The following is a 14,183-nucleotide window of genomic DNA, read 5'->3' as shown; positions in this document are numbered from 1 at the left end:
CCTGCGCATCCTGTTCGTCTGCATGGGCAACATTTGCCGCTCGCCCACCGCCGAAGGCATCCTCAGGGCCAAGCTGGACGCCGCCGGCCTGGTCGAGGCGGTGGAGCTGGACTCGGCTGGCACTGGCGACTGGCATGTCGGCAAGGCCCCGGATGCCCGCGCCATCCAGGCCGCGGCGGGTCGCGGCTATGACCTCGGCGCCCTGCGTGGGCGCCAGGTAACCGCGGGCGATTTCCAACGCTTCGACCTGATCCTGGCCATGGATCAGGACAACCTCGCCTGGCTGGAGCAGCTGCGGCCCGACCAGGGTGCAGTACCCGAGCTGTTCCTGGCTCGTCAGGGACTGGCGGTGGATGAGGTGCCGGATCCCTACTACGGCGGCGCGGCCGGCTTCGAGCGCGTCCTCGACCTGCTGGAAAGCGCCTGCGATGGCCTGGTCGCCGAGGTGGCTGCCCGTCATGGTCGCTGAGTTGCAACAGCAGGTCCCCTTGCAGGGGCTCAACACCTTCGGCCTGGTGGCGCAAGCCGATCGCTATCTGGAAGCCGCGAGCGATACCGAGGTCCGCGAGGCCCTGGCCCTGGCGCGGCAACTCGGCGTGCCGCTACGGGTGCTGGGCGGTGGCAGCAACCTGGTCCTGCCCGAGCGGGTCGAGGGCCTGGTGCTGCGGCTGACGTCCCGCGGTATCCGACTGCTGGCGGAGGAGGGCGATGCCCTGCTGGTGGAAGCCGAAGCCGGCGAACCCTGGCATCCCTTCGTCATGGCGACCCTGGCCAACGGCTGGTACGGCCTGGAAAATCTCAGCCTGATTCCCGGCACCGTCGGTGCCTCGCCCATCCAGAACATCGGCGCCTATGGCGTCGAATTGAAGGACAGATGCGCCGGGGTCACGGCGCTCGACCGCCACAGCGGCGAACTCCACGACCTCACCTCAGCCGATTGCGCCTTCGCCTATCGCGAGAGCCGCTTCAAGGCCGAGGCTGGTCGCTGGATCGTGCTGCGGGTGCGCTTCCACCTCAGTCGCCAGCCGCAGCTGGTGCTGGACTACGGTCCCGTGCGCCAGGCCTTGACCGAGGCGGGTGTCACCCAGCCCACGCCCGAAGCCGTCAGCGCGGCCATCTGCAGCATCCGCCAGAGCAAACTGCCCGACCCGGCGGTGCTGGGCAATGCCGGCAGCTTCTTCAAGAATCCCGTGGTGACCGCCGCCGAAGCCGCCGCGTTGCAGCAACGCTATCCGTCCCTGCCGACCTATCCCCAGGCCGATGGCACGGTCAAGCTGGCCGCCGGCTGGCTGATCGACCAGGCCGGCTGGCGCGGCCATCGCGACGGCGCCGTGGGGGTGCATGCCGCCCAGGCGCTGGTGCTGGTCAACTTCGGCGGCGCCCGTAGCCGGGATGTCCTGGCCCTCGCCGAGCGCATCCGCGCCTCGGTGCGCGAGCGCTTCGGGGTGACGCTGGAGATGGAGCCGGGAAGCCTGACGTGACCGACGATTCGCCCGATGTCCAGCGCCGCCGCCTGCTGATCGCCACCACCTCCGCCGTCGGCGGCCTGGGGCTGGTGGCGGGCAGCGTGCCCTTCGTCTGCGCCCTGCGGCCCAGTCGGTCGGCGGAGGTGGCGGCGGCACCGGTCGAGGTGGACCTCAAGGCCTTGCGCGAAGGCGAACAACTCACCGTGCAGTGGCGCGGCCAGCCGGTCTGCGTCCTGCGTCGCAGCGCCGCGGACCAGGCCCGACTCCTGGCCGACGAGGCGGGGCTGGCCGACCCGGATTCTCGGGAATCCAGCCAGCCACCCTATGTCGATCCGCGCCTGAGATCGCGGCGGCCGGACATCTTCGTGGTCACCGCCATCTGCACCCACCTGGGCTGCATTCCCTCCCTGGCGCCAGGCGCGGCAGAGCGGGAGGGGGGCTATCTCTGTCCCTGCCATGGCTCCCATTTCGACCTGGCCGGGCGGGTCTTTCGCGACCAGCCGGCACCGCTGAATCTGGCCGTGCCCCCCTATCATTTCCGCGGCGACACCCTGCTGGTGATCGGCAGTGACGAGGAGGGGGCGACATGAAGAGCGACGAGCCCGGCTGGCTGGAGCGACGGCTGCCCATGGGCGCCTTCTGGCGACGCCATATCAGCGACTACCGGGTGCCGCGCAACCTCAACGTCTTCTATCTGTTCGGTTCGCTGCTGGTCTTCATCCTGGCGCTGCAGGTGCTGACCGGGCTCTGGCTGTTGTTCGGCTACGAGCCGACGGTGAAGGGCGCCTTCGCCTCGGTCCAGCTGTTCATGCGCGAGGTGCCCTTTGGCTGGTTGATCCGCTATCTGCACGCGGTGGGCGCCTCGGCGCTGTTCGTCTGTCTCTATCTGCACATGCTGCGCGGCCTGCTCTATGGCTCCTATCGCGCGCCGCGGGAGCTGGTCTGGAGCTTTGGCGTGCTGCTCTATGTGCTGCTGCTGGCCCAGGCCTTCTTCGGCTATCTGCTGCCCTGGGGCCAACTGTCCTACTGGGGCGCCCAGGTGTCCCTGAGCGCGGTCGAGGCGCTGCCCCTGGTAGGCCCGACTCTGGCCGACCTGCTGCGGGGCGGGGTGGTGCTGTCCGATGCCACCCTGCGGCGCTTCCAGGCCCTGCATGTGGTCGGGCTGCCGCTGCTGATCCTCACGCTGGTGACGCTGCACGTCGTCGCCCTGCGCCAGACCGGTTCGAACAATCCCGAGGGTGATGAGCGCGATGTCCGAGGTGCAGCCGGGGTGCCTTTCCACCCCTATCTGACGCTCAAGGACCTCTGCGGCCTGGCGGTCTTCCTGCTGGTGTTCCTGGGCGTGGTACTGCTGGCGCCGGACCTGGGTGGGCTGGTGCTGGAGCCGGCCAACCAGCAGCCGGCCGATCCCTTGGTGACCCCCGCGCACATCGCGCCGCCCTGGTACCTGGCGCCCTTCTATGCGCTGTTGCGGGCGGTGCCGAGCAAGGCCGGCGGTCTTGGCCTGGCGGCCCTGGCCATCGCCCTGCTGTTCGTGCTGCCCTGGCTGGATCGCAGCACGGTCCGCTCGGTGCGCCACAAGGCCTGGCCGGCGCGGCTGGGGCTGTATCTGGGCTGTCTGGCCTTTGCCGCTCTGGGCGTGCTGGGCGTGGTCGCGCTTACCGAACAGCGCCTGCTGCTGGCGCGCCTGGCGGCTGGCGTCTATTTCGCCTGTCTGCTGGGCATGCCCTGGTACAGCAGGCTGGGGCGTCCGCGAACGCTGCCGGAGCTCGGCTCATGATGCGTTGCCTGTTCCTGGGTCTGCTGTTGCTGTGCAGCGGTCTGGCCATCGGTGCCGAAGGCGATCCCCGGGCCGGTGCCCTCACCTTCGGTCGCTATTGCCTGGCCTGCCACGGCCAGGAGTACCAGCGCTTCGATCGCGTCGCCGCCGATCTTCACCTGGACCTCGCCAGCTGGGCGCCCGGGCGCACCGCCAGTGCGCCCATGCTTGGCCTGCTCAAACCCGAGGATGCCCGCCGCGCCTTCGGCAGCGTACCGCCGGATCTCACCCTGATCGCCGCGGTGCGCGGCGAAGCCTGGTTGCGCGCCTTCCTGCAGGAATTCTATGTGGCGCCCGGACGTCCGCTCGGGGTCGACAATCTCGCGGCGCCCGGCACCCGCATGCCCGACGTCCTGGCCGCCCTGCGCGGTCGCCAGCTGCGCGACTGCCACGAAGGGCGCTGCGTGCTGCGCCTGGAGCCGGGCAGTGGCGCCCAGACCCCCGAGCAGTTCGCCCGTACCGTCGACGATCTGGTCGCCTACCTGGGCTATTCCGCCGCACCCGAACGTAGCCTCGCCTGGCGGCTCGCACCCTGGGTGCTGGGCTATCTGGTGCTGTTCGCCATCCTGGCCTTCTGGCTCAAGCGCGAATTCTGGCGGCGATTGCCCGACAGTGAGCGATGAGACTAGGTGGCAGGCGGCAAGGTGCGAGATAATCCCCCTTTGCAGCTTCGCCCCTGACGGGGGAGGGACCCATGGGCGCCATAACCCGCCTGACCTGTTTCCATGATCCCGAGGATCACTACAGCCATCGGATCCGTCTGATCCTGGCGGAAAAGAACGTCGAGTGCGAGCTGATCGCCGTGCGCCGTGGCGAGTGCCCGCGGCAGCTGGCCGAGCACAATCCCTATGGCACCGTGCCGACGTTGATGGATCGCGACCTGGTGCTCTATGGCACCGAGGTACTCATGGAGTACCTCGAGGAACGCTATCCGCATCCGCCGCTGCTGCCGGCCTATCCGGTCACCCGGGGTCAGTCGCGGCTGCTGATGCACCGTATCGGGCGCGATTGGTGCACCCTGGTGGACAGTATCCTGCAAGCCGCGCCGGGCGCCGACCTCGCCGCCGCGCGCAAGGAACTGCGGGAAAGCCTGACCGGCGTGGCGCCCATCTTCGCGGAAAAAGCCTTTTTCCTGAGCGACGACTTTTCCCTGGTGGACTGTTGCCTGCTCCCCATCCTGTGGCGATTGCCGCGCCTGGGCGTCGAATTGCCCCGGGCCGCCAAGCCGCTGCAGGACTACATGGATCGCATGTTCGCACGCGACAGTTTCCGATCCAGTCTTTCGGTCACCGAGCGTGAGATGCGCTAGAGGAGAACCCCATGAATTCCAGTCGCCCCTACCTGGTCCGCGCGCTCTACGAGTGGATCGTGGACAACGACTGCACGCCCCATCTGCTGGTCAACGCCGACTATGCCGAGGTGCGCGTGCCGCCGGGCTATGCCAACGACGGCCAGATCGTGCTGAACGCCTCGCCCAGTGCCGTGCGTGACCTGCACATGGACAACGAAGCGGTGAGCTTCAACGGCCGTTTCGGTGGCGTCGCCTACAACCTCTATGTCCCGATCGGTGCCATCCTGGCCATCTACGCCCGGGAGAACGGCCAGGGTATGGTCTTCGACAGCGAACCCAGCCCGCCGGATGACCAGGGTCCCGACAACGGCGGCAGCAAGCCCGAGGCGCCCAAGCCGACACCGACGCGGCCAAGTCTGAAAGTCGTCAAGTAAGCCTGGCCGACACCTGCTGCAGGGCCTTCTGCAGCAGGCATGAAAAAGCCCCTGTCAGCAGTGCCGGTAGGGGCTTTTTCGTTAGCCTTGCAAACTCAGCGCTTGAGCGAGGCCGGCAGGTGCGGCTGGATCTGGGTCAGCAGACCGCGGAAGCACTTGGGGTTGCCGGCGACGATGTGGCCCTTCTCGAGGAAGTCGTGGCCGCCATTGAAGTCGCCGATGAGGCCACCGGCTTCCTGCACCAGCAGGGCGCCTGCCGCCATGTCCCACTCCGACAGGCCCATTTCCCAGAAGGCGTCGAAGCGACCGGCGGCGACATAGGCCAGGTCCAGGGCGGCGGAGCCGGCGCGGCGGATGCCGGCGGTCTGGCCGATCAGGCTGCGGAACATGCCCAGGTAGTTGTCCAGGTGGTCGACGTCATTGGCACGGAAGGGGAAGCCGGTACCCAGCAGAGCGCCTTCCAGGCTGCGACGGTTGGTGACACGGATGCGCCGGCCGTTCAGGGCGGCACCGCGGCCACGGCTGGCGGTGAATTCTTCCTGACGCACCGGATCCAGGACCACGGCATGTTCCAGGCGACCCTTGTACTTGCAGGCGATGCTCACCGAAAAGTGCGGGACGCCACGAATGAAGTTGGTGGTGCCGTCCAGCGGGTCGACGATCCAGACATAATCAGCGCCTTCGCCTTCGCCCGCCAGGTAGCCGGATTCCTCACCGTAGAAACCATGGGTGGGATAGGCCTTGCGCAGGGTGGCGAGGATGGTCTGCTCGGCGGCACGGTCGACTTCGGAGACGAAGTCGTTGGCGCCTTTTTCGTCGACGGCGATCACGTCCAGGCGCTCAATCGAACGGAAAATCAGTTCACCGGCGCTGCGGGCCGCGCGCAGTGCGATGTTCAGCATGGGCTGCATGGATAAATCACCTGGGTTGTATAAGGAAAGCCGGCAATGATAGCAGACTTCGCGGCGCTGGAAGGGGTATTCGTGGCCAGCGGGCGCGTGTGGGCGTAGTATACGGCGCCGATTTCCCGCGTCCGTTCGAGGATAGCCACGTGCTGCACAACATCCGCGTCGTTCTGGTCAATACCAGCCATCCCGGCAATATCGGCGGTGCCGCCCGGGCAATGAAGAACATGGGCCTGTCGCGCCTCTATCTGGTCGATCCCGAGGACTTTCCCAGCGGCGAGGCCAATGCCCGCGCGTCCGGGGCCAATGACGTGCTCGACGCCGCCATCGTGGTCGACACTCTGGAAGAGGCCCTGACCGGCTGCAGCCTGGTGCTGGGCACCAGCGCCCGCGACCGCCGCATCCCCTGGCCGCTGCTGGATCCGCGCGAATGCGCCACCACCTCCCTGGCCCAGGTGGAGCAGGGCGGGGAGGTGGCCCTGGTGTTCGGTCGCGAATATGCCGGCCTGACCAACGAAGAGCTGCAGCGCTGCCACTACCATGTGCACATCCCCTCGGATCCGGCCTTCGGCTCGCTCAATCTCGCCGCGGCGGTCCAGGTGCTGGTGTACGAGGTGCGCATGGCCTGGCTCGCGGCGCAGAACCAGCCGACCAAGATGAACAAGGTCGAAGCCACCGCCATGCTCAACACCCAGCCGGTGACGGTGGAGGAGCTGGAACTCTACTACGAGCACCTGGAGCAGACCCTGGTGGAGATCGGCTTCCTCGATCCGGCCAAGCCGCGCCACCTGATGAGTCGGCTGCGGCGGCTCTACGGTCGTGCCGGCATCAGCAAGCTGGAGATGAACATCCTGCGCGGCATCCTCACCGAAACCCAGAAGGCCGCCCGCGGCGAATCCCACCCGCGGACTATCCCCCCGATAGATAATGCCTGAGTGATTTGGTCGGTTTTAAAGTTGACCTTTTTTGTCGGGAATCCGATAATCAGGGTCATCCGATGCAACCCGCTCGAGTTCATCATGAGACTGACCACCAAAGGCCGCTATGCCGTAACCGCCATGCTCGATCTGGCGCTGCACGCCCAGCGGGGGCCGGTGTCGCTGGCCGACATTTCCGAGCGGCAGGGCATTTCGCTGTCCTATCTGGAGCAGCTGTTTGCCCGGCTGCGCCGCGGCGCGCTGGTCAACAGCGTACGCGGTCCCGGCGGCGGTTATCAGCTGGCGCGCGACATGGGCGGTATCCATGTGGCCCAGGTGATCGATGCCGTCAACGAATCCGTGGATGCCACTCGTTGCCAGGGCGGTGGGGGCTGTCACCAGGGTGATACCTGCCTGACCCACCACCTCTGGTGCGATCTGAGCGATCAGATCCATACCTTTTTGAGTGGCATCACCCTGGCCGACCTGGTCGCCCGCAACGAGATCCAGCAGGTGGCCAAGCGTCAGGACACCAAGGCCTGTGCCAGTAAGCAATCGCCCTTAGCGGTCGAAAAAATCGAAGCGTCCACCATCGACTGAGCAGAGACGCCCGTCTGATTAGGAGTAACCGATGAAATTGCCGATCTACCTAGACTATTCCGCCACCACGCCCGTCGATCCGCGCGTCGCTCAGAAGATGAGCGAGTGCCTGCTGGTGGACGGCAACTTTGGCAACCCCGCATCGCGCTCCCACCTGTTCGGCTGGAAGGCCGAGGAAGCCGTGGAAAACGCCCGTCGTCAGGTGGCCGAACTGGTCAACGCCGACCCGCGCGAGATCGTCTGGACCTCCGGTGCCACCGAGTCCGACAACCTGGCCATCAAGGGCGCCGCGCACTTCTACCAGAACAAGGGCAAGCACCTGATCACCTCCAAGATCGAGCACAAGGCGGTGTTGGACACCACCCGCCAGCTCGAGCGCGAAGGCTTCGAGGTCACCTATCTCGAGCCGGGCGAAGACGGCCTGATCACCCCCGACATGGTCGAGGCGGCCCTGCGTGACGACACCACCCTGGTGTCCATCATGCACGTCAACAACGAGATCGGTACCGTCAACGACATCGCCGCCATCGGCGAGCTGACCCGCTCCCGTGGCGTGCTCTTCCACGTCGACGCCGCCCAGTCCACCGGCAAGGTCGAGATCGATCTGGAAAAGCTCAAGGTCGACATGATGTCCTTCTCGGCGCACAAGACCTATGGTCCCAAGGGCATTGGCGCCCTCTACGTCCGCCGCAAGCCGCGCGTCCGTATCGAAGCCCAGACCCACGGTGGCGGTCACGAGCGTGGCATGCGTTCGGGTACCCTGGCGACTCACCAGATCGTCGGCATGGGCGAGGCCTTCCGTATCGCCAAGGAAGAGATGGTCCAGGAAAATGCCCGCATCAAGGCCCTGAGCGATCGCTTCTACCGTCAGTTCGAAGGCCTGGAAGAGGTCTACCTGAACGGCAGCCTGATCCATCGTGTGCCGCACAACCTGAACCTGAGCTTCAACTACGTCGAAGGCGAGTCGCTGATCATGGCGCTCAAGGACCTGGCGGTCTCGTCCGGTTCGGCCTGTACCTCGGCGTCCCTGGAGCCGTCCTACGTCCTGCGTGCCCTGGGCCGTAACGACGAGCTGGCACACAGCTCCATCCGCTTCACCTTCGGCCGCTTCACCACCGAAGAAGACGTTGACTACGCCGCGAGCAAGGTCACCGAAGCCGTCAACAAGTTGCGCGAATTGTCTCCGCTGTGGGACATGTTCAAAGAAGGCGTAGACCTGAGTCAGGTCGAGTGGCAAGCCCACTGACCCACCCTGATAAGCGAGGATTGAACCATGGCATACAGTGAAAAGGTCATCGACCACTACGAAAACCCGCGCAACGTCGGCAAGTTCGATGCGGCCGATCCCGATGTCGGCACCGGCATGGTCGGCGCTCCGGCCTGTGGCGACGTGATGCGTCTGCAGATCAAGGTCAACGAGCAGGGCATCATCGAAGATGCCAAGTTCAAGACCTACGGCTGTGGCTCCGCCATCGCCTCCAGCTCCCTGGCCACCGAGTGGATGAAGGGCAAGAGCATCGAGGAAGCGGCGTCGATCAAGAACAGCATGATCGCCGAAGAACTGGCCCTGCCGCCGGTGAAGATCCACTGCTCGGTACTCGCCGAAGACGCCATCAAGGCGGCGGTCAGCGACTACAAGCAGAAGAAAGGCCTGCTCTAAGGAGGAACCATGGCGATCAGCATGACCGAGTCCGCCGCCCGCCACGTGCAGCGTTCCCTCGATGGGCGCGGCAAGGGGGAGGGCATCCGCCTGGGCGTTCGTACCACGGGTTGCTCGGGGCTGGCCTACGTACTCGAGTTCGTCGATGAATTCGCGGCCGAGGACCAGGTGTTCGAAAGCCATGGCGTCAAGGTCATCATCGACCCCAAGAGCCTGGTCTACCTGGACGGCACCGAGCTGGATTTCGTGCGTGAAGGCCTCAACGAGGGCTTCAAGTTCAACAATCCCAACGTGCGTGGCGAGTGTGGCTGCGGCGAAAGCTTCAACATCTGAGGCTCGCCATGGGTAAGCCCTGTCACTTCGCGCTGTTCGAGATCAAGCCCGCCTTCGAGATCGACCAGGCGGGTCTGGCCGCACGCTATCGCGACCTGGCCCGCACGGTCCATCCGGATCGGTTCGCCGATGCGCCGGAACGCGAGCGGCGCCAGGCGCTGGAGCGGTCGGCCGAGCTCAACGAGGCCTATCACGTGCTGCGCGCGCCGTCGCGCCGCGCGCGCTATCTGCTGGAGCTCGAAGGTCACGAGATGCCACTCGAGGCGACCATCCAGGACACCGATTTCCTCATGCAGCAATTGCAGTGGCGCGAGGAGTTGGAAGACCTGCAGGACGCCGGCGACAGCGCGGGCATTCCCGCCTTCCGCCAGCGCCTCAAGGAGGCGCAGCGCGACATCGAGCAGGCCTTCGCCGCGATCTGGCAGGACCCCGCCCAGCGCGAGTCTGCCGAACGCCTGGTCCGTCGCATGCAGTTTCTCGACAAGCTGGCCAGCGAGATCCGCCAGCTCGAAGAGCGTCTGGACGATTAATCACAGGTGTCGCTCAGGCACCGACAACCATAAGCCGACTAGCCAATGGCTCTATTGCAGATAGCCGAACCCGGAATGGCGCCGAAGCCGCACCAGCGCAAGCTGGCGGTGGGCATCGATCTGGGCACCACCAATTCCCTCGTGGCTGCCGTCCGCAGTGGCGTGGCCGAGACCCTGCCCGATCTGCAGGGCGAGGTGATCCTGCCCTCCGCCGTGCGCTATGCCGCCGATGGGGTGGACGTGGGGGCAGGCGCCAAGGCCGCTGCCGCCCAGGATCCCTTCAATACCATTCTCTCCGTCAAGCGCCTCATGGGGCGTGGCATCGCCGACGTCAAGCAGCTGGGCGAGCAGTTGCCCTACCGCTTCGTCGCCGGTGAATCGGAAATGCCCTTCATCGATACCGCTGCCGGGCGCAAGAGTCCGGTGGAGGTCTCCGCCGACATCCTGCGGGTGCTGCGCGAGCGGGCCGAAGCCACCCTGGGTGGCGAACTGGTCGGCGCGGTCATCACCGTGCCGGCCTACTTCGACGATGCCCAGCGCCAGGCCACCAAGGACGCTGCCCGCTTCGCCGGACTGAACGTCCTGCGCCTGCTCAACGAGCCTACCGCGGCCGCCGTGGCCTATGGCCTGGACCGGGGCGAGGAGGGTGTGGTCGCCATCTACGACCTGGGGGGCGGCACCTTCGACATCTCCATCCTGCGCCTGACCCGCGGCGTCTTCGAAGTCATGGCCACCGGTGGCGACAGCGCCCTGGGTGGTGATGACTTCGATCATGCCATCGCCGGCTGGATCGTCCAGCAGGCCGGGTTGTCCAGCGATCTGGATCCAGGCACCCAGCGGCGCCTGCTGCAGAGCGCCTGCGCGGCCAAGGAAGCCCTGTCGGCTACCGAGCGCGTAGAGGTCAGCCATGGCGACTGGTCGGGCGTGCTGGAGCGCAGCACCTTCCAAGAGCTCATCGCTCCGCTGGTGGCGCGCAGCCTCAAGGCCTGCCGCCGGGCCCTGCGTGATGCGGAAGTGGAGCCGGCGGAAATCGCTGCCGTGGTCATGGTCGGTGGCTCCACCCGCGTGCCCTATGTGCGCGAAGCCGTGGGCGAACTGTTCGAGTGCACCCCGCTCACCGACATCGATCCGGATCGCGTGGTCGCCATCGGCGCGGCCCTGCAGGCCGATTCCCTGGCCGGCAATCGCGCTGGCGAAGAACTGCTGCTGCTGGACGTCATCCCGCTGTCCCTGGGGCTCGAGACCATGGGCGGCCTGATGGAGAAGATCATTCCGCGCAACACCACCATTCCTGTGGCGCGGGGGCAGGACTTCACCACCTATCGCGACGGCCAGACCGCCATGCTGGTGCATGTGCTACAAGGCGAGCGCGAACTGGTCAAGGACGCCCGCTCCCTGGCCCGTTTCGAATTGCGCGGCTTCCCGCCCATGGTCGCCGGTGCCGCCAAGATCCGCGTCACCTTCCAGGTCGATGCCGACGGCCTGCTCGGCGTCAGCGCCCGCGAGCTGTCCAGCGGCGTGGAAGCCAGCGTCCAGGTCAAGCCGTCCTACGGTCTGACCGACGGCGAGATCGCCAACATGCTGCAGGACTCCTTCCGTCATGCCGGTGACGACATGCAGGCCCGCGCGCTGCGCGAGCAGCAGGTCGAAGCGCGGCGGCTGATTGAGGCGGTCACCGCCGCGCTGGCCGCCGACGGCGAGCGCCTGCTGGACGCCGAGGAGCGTCAGGTGATCGAGCTGGAAATCGGCCAGTTGGCCGAGCTGCTGGACGCCACCGACCTCCAGGCGCTCGAAGACCAGACCAAGCGTCTTTCTCACGTAACCGATGCCTTCGCCGCCCGGCGGATGAACGCCTCGGTCAAGGCGGCCCTGGCGGGTCGTCGTCTCAACGATATCGAGGAGTAGTTCCATCATGCCGCAGATCACCCTGCTGCCCCACGCCGAGCACTGCCCCGAGGGCGCAGTCTTCGAAGCCAGCGAAGGCGAGACCATCATCGCCGCGGCCATGCGCAACGGCATCGACATCGAGCACGCCTGCGAGATGTCCTGTGCCTGCACCACCTGTCACGTAGTCGTCCAGGAAGGCTTCGATTCCCTCGAGCCTTCCGATGAGCTCGAAGACGACATGCTGGACAAGGCCTGGGGCCTGGAAATGCGTTCGCGCCTGTCCTGCCAGGCGGTAGTTGGCAGCGAAGACCTAGTGGTGGAGATTCCGCGCTACACCATCAACCAGGTTTCCGAAGGTCACTGAGGACAGCTGTCATGGCACTGAAATGGACCGATGTGCTGGATATCGCCATCGAACTCAACGACGCCCATCCCGACGTGGATCCGCGCTACGTGAACTTCGTCAAGCTGCGCAACTGGGTCGTAGACCTGCCGGAATTCGACGACGATCCCCAGCGCGGTGGCGAGAAGGTGCTGGAGGCCATCCAGGCCGCCTGGATCGACGAATCCGCCTGACGCATCGCCCGTACCGCGCTACGCTTTTCACCGGGACCCGCGTATAATCCGCGGGTTTCGTTTTTGCTCTATTCCCACATTCGGAGTTCACATGTCTGTTCAACGTACCCTGTCGATCATCAAGCCCGATGCCGTGTCCAAGAATGTCGTCGGTGAGATCGTCACCCGCTTCGAGAAGGCTGGCCTGCGCGTCGTCGCCGCCAAGATGGTCCAGCTGTCCGAGCGCGAAGCCGGTGGCTTCTACGCCGAACACAAAGAGCGTCCCTTCTTCAAGGATCTGGTCTCCTTCATGACCTCCGGTCCGGTCGTGGTTCAGGTGCTGGAAGGCGACAACGCCATCGCCAAGAACCGTGAGCTGATGGGCGCCACCGATCCCAAGAAAGCCGACGCCGGTACCATCCGTGCCGACTTCGCCGTCTCCATCGACGAAAACGCCGTCCATGGTTCGGATTCCGAAGCGTCCGCCGCGCGCGAGATCTCCTACTTCTTCGCAGCCACCGAAGTCTGCGAGCGCATCCGCTAAGGATGAGCGCCGGCCAGGGAAGCGGCCAGCCCGCCTTCCTGGCATCGCCCGCGTCCTGCGCGGGCTTCAAACAGATTTCGTCGAGGTGATCCCATGACCACAGCCACCGATAAGGTCAATCTGCTGGGCCTGACCCAGCCGCAACTCGAGTCGTTCTTCGAGTCCATCGGGGAGAAGCGCTTTCGCGCCGGCCAGGTCATGAAGTGGATCCATCACTTCGGCATCGATGATTTCGACGCCATGAGCAACCTGGGCAAGGCGCTCAAGGAAAAGCTCAAGGCCGCCGCGGAGATCCGTGGCCCCGAGATCGTCAGCGAGGACATCTCCCGCGACGGCACCCGCAAGTGGGTGATCCGCGTCGCCTCCGGCAGCTGCGTCGAGACCGTCTACATTCCGCAGAACGGCCGTGGCACCCTGTGCGTGTCGTCCCAGGCCGGTTGCGCCCTGGACTGCAGCTTCTGCTCCACCGGCAAGCAGGGCTTCAACAGCAACCTCACCGCCGCCGAAGTGATCGGTCAGGTGTGGATCGCCAACAAGTCCTTTGGCAGCGTACCGGCCAAGATCGACCGCGCCATCACCAACGTGGTGATGATGGGCATGGGCGAACCGCTGCTGAACTTCGACAACGTCGTCGCCGCCATGCGCATCATGATGGACGACCTGGGCTACGGCATCTCCAAGCGCAAGGTCACTCTGTCCACCTCGGGCGTGGTGCCGATGATCGAAGAGCTGGCCAAGCACATCGACGTCTCCCTGGCGTTGTCGCTGCATGCACCCAACGACGAGTTGCGCAACGAGCTGGTCCCGATCAACCGCAAGTATCCCTTGGCCATGCTGCTCGATGCCTGCCAGAGATACATCCGGCAACTGGGCGAGAAGCGCGTCCTGACCATCGAGTACACCCTGCTCAAGGACGTCAACGACCTGCCCGAGCACGCCCTGCAGCTGATCGAGCTGCTGCGCAACGTGCCCTGCAAGATCAACCTGATCCCTTTCAATCCCTTCCCGCACTCCGGCTACGAGCGGCCGAGCAAGAACGCCACCCGCCGGTTCCAGGAGCTGCTGGTGCAGGCCGGTTTCAATGTCACGGTGCGGACCACCCGCGGTGACGACATCGATGCCGCCTGCGGCCAGCTGGTGGGGCAGGTCATGGACCGTACCCGTCGCAGCCAGCGTTACATCGCCGTTCGCCAGCTCGACGGTGCCGAAACCGTGACGCCGCTCCAGGGCTGAGGGCGCGAT

Annotated in this window: 19 protein-coding genes; 18 read left to right on the top strand and 1 reads right to left on the bottom strand. The window is 65.8% G+C overall.

Features of this window, described 5'->3' with window-relative positions; translation table 11 throughout:
• Position 1 precedes the first annotated feature (1 nt).
• The 7 genes from C722_RS0106710 (at position 2) to C722_RS0106680 (ending at position 5,010) form a co-directional block, all read left to right on the top strand.
• Positions 2 to 469, top strand: a complete 468-nt coding sequence (locus tag C722_RS0106710) for a low molecular weight protein-tyrosine-phosphatase (protein ID WP_026083695.1) — start codon at positions 2 to 4, stop codon at positions 467 to 469.
• Entirely contained in the window at positions 459 to 1,481 is a 1,023-nt protein-coding gene (murB, locus tag C722_RS0106705; RefSeq protein WP_017639762.1) for a UDP-N-acetylmuramate dehydrogenase, read from the top strand. Before C722_RS0106710 ends, murB begins: the two co-directional genes overlap by 11 nt.
• A complete protein-coding gene (gene petA, locus C722_RS0106700; protein WP_017639761.1) occupies positions 1,478 to 2,056 on the top strand; it encodes a ubiquinol-cytochrome c reductase iron-sulfur subunit in 579 nt (192 codons plus the stop codon). Before murB ends, petA begins: the two co-directional genes overlap by 4 nt.
• The gene (locus C722_RS0106695; protein WP_017639760.1) at positions 2,053 to 3,246 is read left to right on the top strand and encodes a cytochrome bc complex cytochrome b subunit; all 1,194 of its coding nucleotides are present in this window, start codon (positions 2,053 to 2,055) and stop codon (positions 3,244 to 3,246) included. The genes petA and C722_RS0106695 overlap by 4 nt, the downstream gene beginning before the upstream one ends.
• Positions 3,243 to 3,908, top strand: coding sequence for a cytochrome c1 (locus tag C722_RS0106690; RefSeq protein WP_017639759.1), 666 nt, complete (start codon positions 3,243 to 3,245; stop codon positions 3,906 to 3,908). The genes C722_RS0106695 and C722_RS0106690 overlap by 4 nt, the downstream gene beginning before the upstream one ends.
• Before the next feature lie 71 nt (positions 3,909 to 3,979).
• Positions 3,980 to 4,594, top strand: a complete 615-nt coding sequence (locus tag C722_RS0106685; RefSeq protein ID WP_017639758.1) for a glutathione S-transferase N-terminal domain-containing protein — start codon at positions 3,980 to 3,982, stop codon at positions 4,592 to 4,594.
• A gap of 11 nt (positions 4,595 to 4,605) precedes the next feature.
• Positions 4,606 to 5,010, top strand: coding sequence for a ClpXP protease specificity-enhancing factor (locus tag C722_RS0106680; RefSeq protein WP_017639757.1), 405 nt, complete (start codon positions 4,606 to 4,608; stop codon positions 5,008 to 5,010).
• Between the two features lie 95 nt (positions 5,011 to 5,105).
• Here C722_RS0106680 and suhB read toward each other — a convergent pair whose 3' ends face one another.
• A complete protein-coding gene (suhB, locus tag C722_RS0106675; protein WP_007162415.1) occupies positions 5,106 to 5,921 on the bottom strand; it encodes an inositol-phosphate phosphatase in 816 nt (271 codons plus the stop codon).
• A 140-nt stretch (positions 5,922 to 6,061) separates the two neighbouring features.
• On the opposite strand from suhB, the gene trmJ reads away from it, so the two are divergent.
• The 11 genes from trmJ (at position 6,062) to rlmN (ending at position 14,174) form a co-directional block, all read left to right on the top strand.
• A complete protein-coding gene (gene trmJ / locus C722_RS0106670) occupies positions 6,062 to 6,850 on the top strand; it encodes a tRNA (cytosine(32)/uridine(32)-2'-O)-methyltransferase TrmJ (protein WP_017639756.1) in 789 nt (262 codons plus the stop codon).
• A gap of 84 nt (positions 6,851 to 6,934) precedes the next feature.
• Positions 6,935 to 7,432: a Fe-S cluster assembly transcriptional regulator IscR gene (gene iscR / locus C722_RS0106665; protein ID WP_017639755.1), complete on the top strand. Its 498-nt coding sequence runs from the start codon at positions 6,935 to 6,937 to the stop codon at positions 7,430 to 7,432.
• 31 nt (positions 7,433 to 7,463) lie between these two features.
• Complete coding sequence (locus C722_RS0106660) at positions 7,464 to 8,678, top strand: IscS subfamily cysteine desulfurase (protein ID WP_017639754.1); 1,215 nt, start codon at positions 7,464 to 7,466, stop codon at positions 8,676 to 8,678.
• A gap of 27 nt (positions 8,679 to 8,705) precedes the next feature.
• Complete coding sequence (gene iscU / locus C722_RS0106655) at positions 8,706 to 9,092, top strand: Fe-S cluster assembly scaffold IscU (protein WP_007162419.1); 387 nt, start codon at positions 8,706 to 8,708, stop codon at positions 9,090 to 9,092.
• Positions 9,093 to 9,101: 9 nt separating this feature from the next.
• Entirely contained in the window at positions 9,102 to 9,425 is a 324-nt protein-coding gene (gene iscA, locus C722_RS0106650) for an iron-sulfur cluster assembly protein IscA (RefSeq protein ID WP_007162420.1), read from the top strand.
• 8 nt (positions 9,426 to 9,433) lie between these two features.
• Positions 9,434 to 9,955 (top strand): co-chaperone HscB, encoded by a 522-nt coding sequence (hscB, locus tag C722_RS0106645; RefSeq protein ID WP_017639753.1) that lies wholly within the window; start codon positions 9,434 to 9,436, stop codon positions 9,953 to 9,955.
• Between the two features lie 45 nt (positions 9,956 to 10,000).
• Positions 10,001 to 11,860, top strand: coding sequence for a Fe-S protein assembly chaperone HscA (gene hscA / locus C722_RS0106640; RefSeq protein ID WP_026083694.1), 1,860 nt, complete (start codon positions 10,001 to 10,003; stop codon positions 11,858 to 11,860).
• A 7-nt stretch (positions 11,861 to 11,867) separates the two neighbouring features.
• On the top strand, positions 11,868 to 12,206 hold the full coding sequence (gene fdx / locus C722_RS0106635; protein ID WP_017639751.1) for an ISC system 2Fe-2S type ferredoxin: 339 nt from the start codon (positions 11,868 to 11,870) through the stop codon (positions 12,204 to 12,206).
• A gap of 11 nt (positions 12,207 to 12,217) precedes the next feature.
• On the top strand, positions 12,218 to 12,418 hold the full coding sequence (gene iscX, locus C722_RS0106630; RefSeq protein WP_017639750.1) for a Fe-S cluster assembly protein IscX: 201 nt from the start codon (positions 12,218 to 12,220) through the stop codon (positions 12,416 to 12,418).
• Positions 12,419 to 12,509: 91 nt separating this feature from the next.
• Positions 12,510 to 12,941, top strand: coding sequence for a nucleoside-diphosphate kinase (ndk, locus tag C722_RS0106625; protein WP_007162425.1), 432 nt, complete (start codon positions 12,510 to 12,512; stop codon positions 12,939 to 12,941).
• A 93-nt stretch (positions 12,942 to 13,034) separates the two neighbouring features.
• Positions 13,035 to 14,174 carry a 23S rRNA (adenine(2503)-C(2))-methyltransferase RlmN gene (gene rlmN, locus C722_RS0106620; protein WP_017639749.1) on the top strand — a complete coding sequence of 380 codons (1,140 nt, stop codon included), beginning with the start codon at positions 13,035 to 13,037 and terminating at the stop codon, positions 14,172 to 14,174.
• Positions 14,175 to 14,183 lie beyond the last annotated feature (9 nt).

It is taken from the genome of Pseudomonas sp. 313 (assembly GCF_000316965.1).
Classification (GTDB): domain Bacteria; phylum Pseudomonadota; class Gammaproteobacteria; order Pseudomonadales; family Pseudomonadaceae; genus Chryseomonas; species Chryseomonas benzopyrenica.
The sequence above is the reverse complement of the archived record's forward strand: the minus strand, read 5'-3'. Positions and strand labels throughout refer to the sequence as shown.

Coding starts and splice junctions, on each gene's coding strand:
- murB (WP_017639762.1), top strand. CDS start 459: ATGGTCGCTGAGTTGCAACAGCAGGTCCCCTTGCAGGGGCTCAACACC.
- C722_RS0106695 (WP_017639760.1), top strand. CDS start 2,053: ATGAAGAGCGACGAGCCCGGCTGGCTGGAGCGACGGCTGCCCATGGGC.
- C722_RS0106690 (WP_017639759.1), top strand. CDS start 3,243: ATGATGCGTTGCCTGTTCCTGGGTCTGCTGTTGCTGTGCAGCGGTCTG.
- C722_RS0106685 (WP_017639758.1), top strand. CDS start 3,980: ATGGGCGCCATAACCCGCCTGACCTGTTTCCATGATCCCGAGGATCAC.
- C722_RS0106680 (WP_017639757.1), top strand. CDS start 4,606: ATGAATTCCAGTCGCCCCTACCTGGTCCGCGCGCTCTACGAGTGGATC.
- suhB (WP_007162415.1), bottom strand. CDS start 5,921: ATGCAGCCCATGCTGAACATCGCACTGCGCGCGGCCCGCAGCGCCGGT.
- iscR (WP_017639755.1), top strand. CDS start 6,935: ATGAGACTGACCACCAAAGGCCGCTATGCCGTAACCGCCATGCTCGAT.
- C722_RS0106660 (WP_017639754.1), top strand. CDS start 7,464: ATGAAATTGCCGATCTACCTAGACTATTCCGCCACCACGCCCGTCGAT.
- iscU (WP_007162419.1), top strand. CDS start 8,706: ATGGCATACAGTGAAAAGGTCATCGACCACTACGAAAACCCGCGCAAC.
- iscA (WP_007162420.1), top strand. CDS start 9,102: ATGGCGATCAGCATGACCGAGTCCGCCGCCCGCCACGTGCAGCGTTCC.
- hscB (WP_017639753.1), top strand. CDS start 9,434: ATGGGTAAGCCCTGTCACTTCGCGCTGTTCGAGATCAAGCCCGCCTTC.
- hscA (WP_026083694.1), top strand. CDS start 10,001: ATGGCTCTATTGCAGATAGCCGAACCCGGAATGGCGCCGAAGCCGCAC.
- fdx (WP_017639751.1), top strand. CDS start 11,868: ATGCCGCAGATCACCCTGCTGCCCCACGCCGAGCACTGCCCCGAGGGC.
- iscX (WP_017639750.1), top strand. CDS start 12,218: ATGGCACTGAAATGGACCGATGTGCTGGATATCGCCATCGAACTCAAC.
- ndk (WP_007162425.1), top strand. CDS start 12,510: ATGTCTGTTCAACGTACCCTGTCGATCATCAAGCCCGATGCCGTGTCC.
- rlmN (WP_017639749.1), top strand. CDS start 13,035: ATGACCACAGCCACCGATAAGGTCAATCTGCTGGGCCTGACCCAGCCG.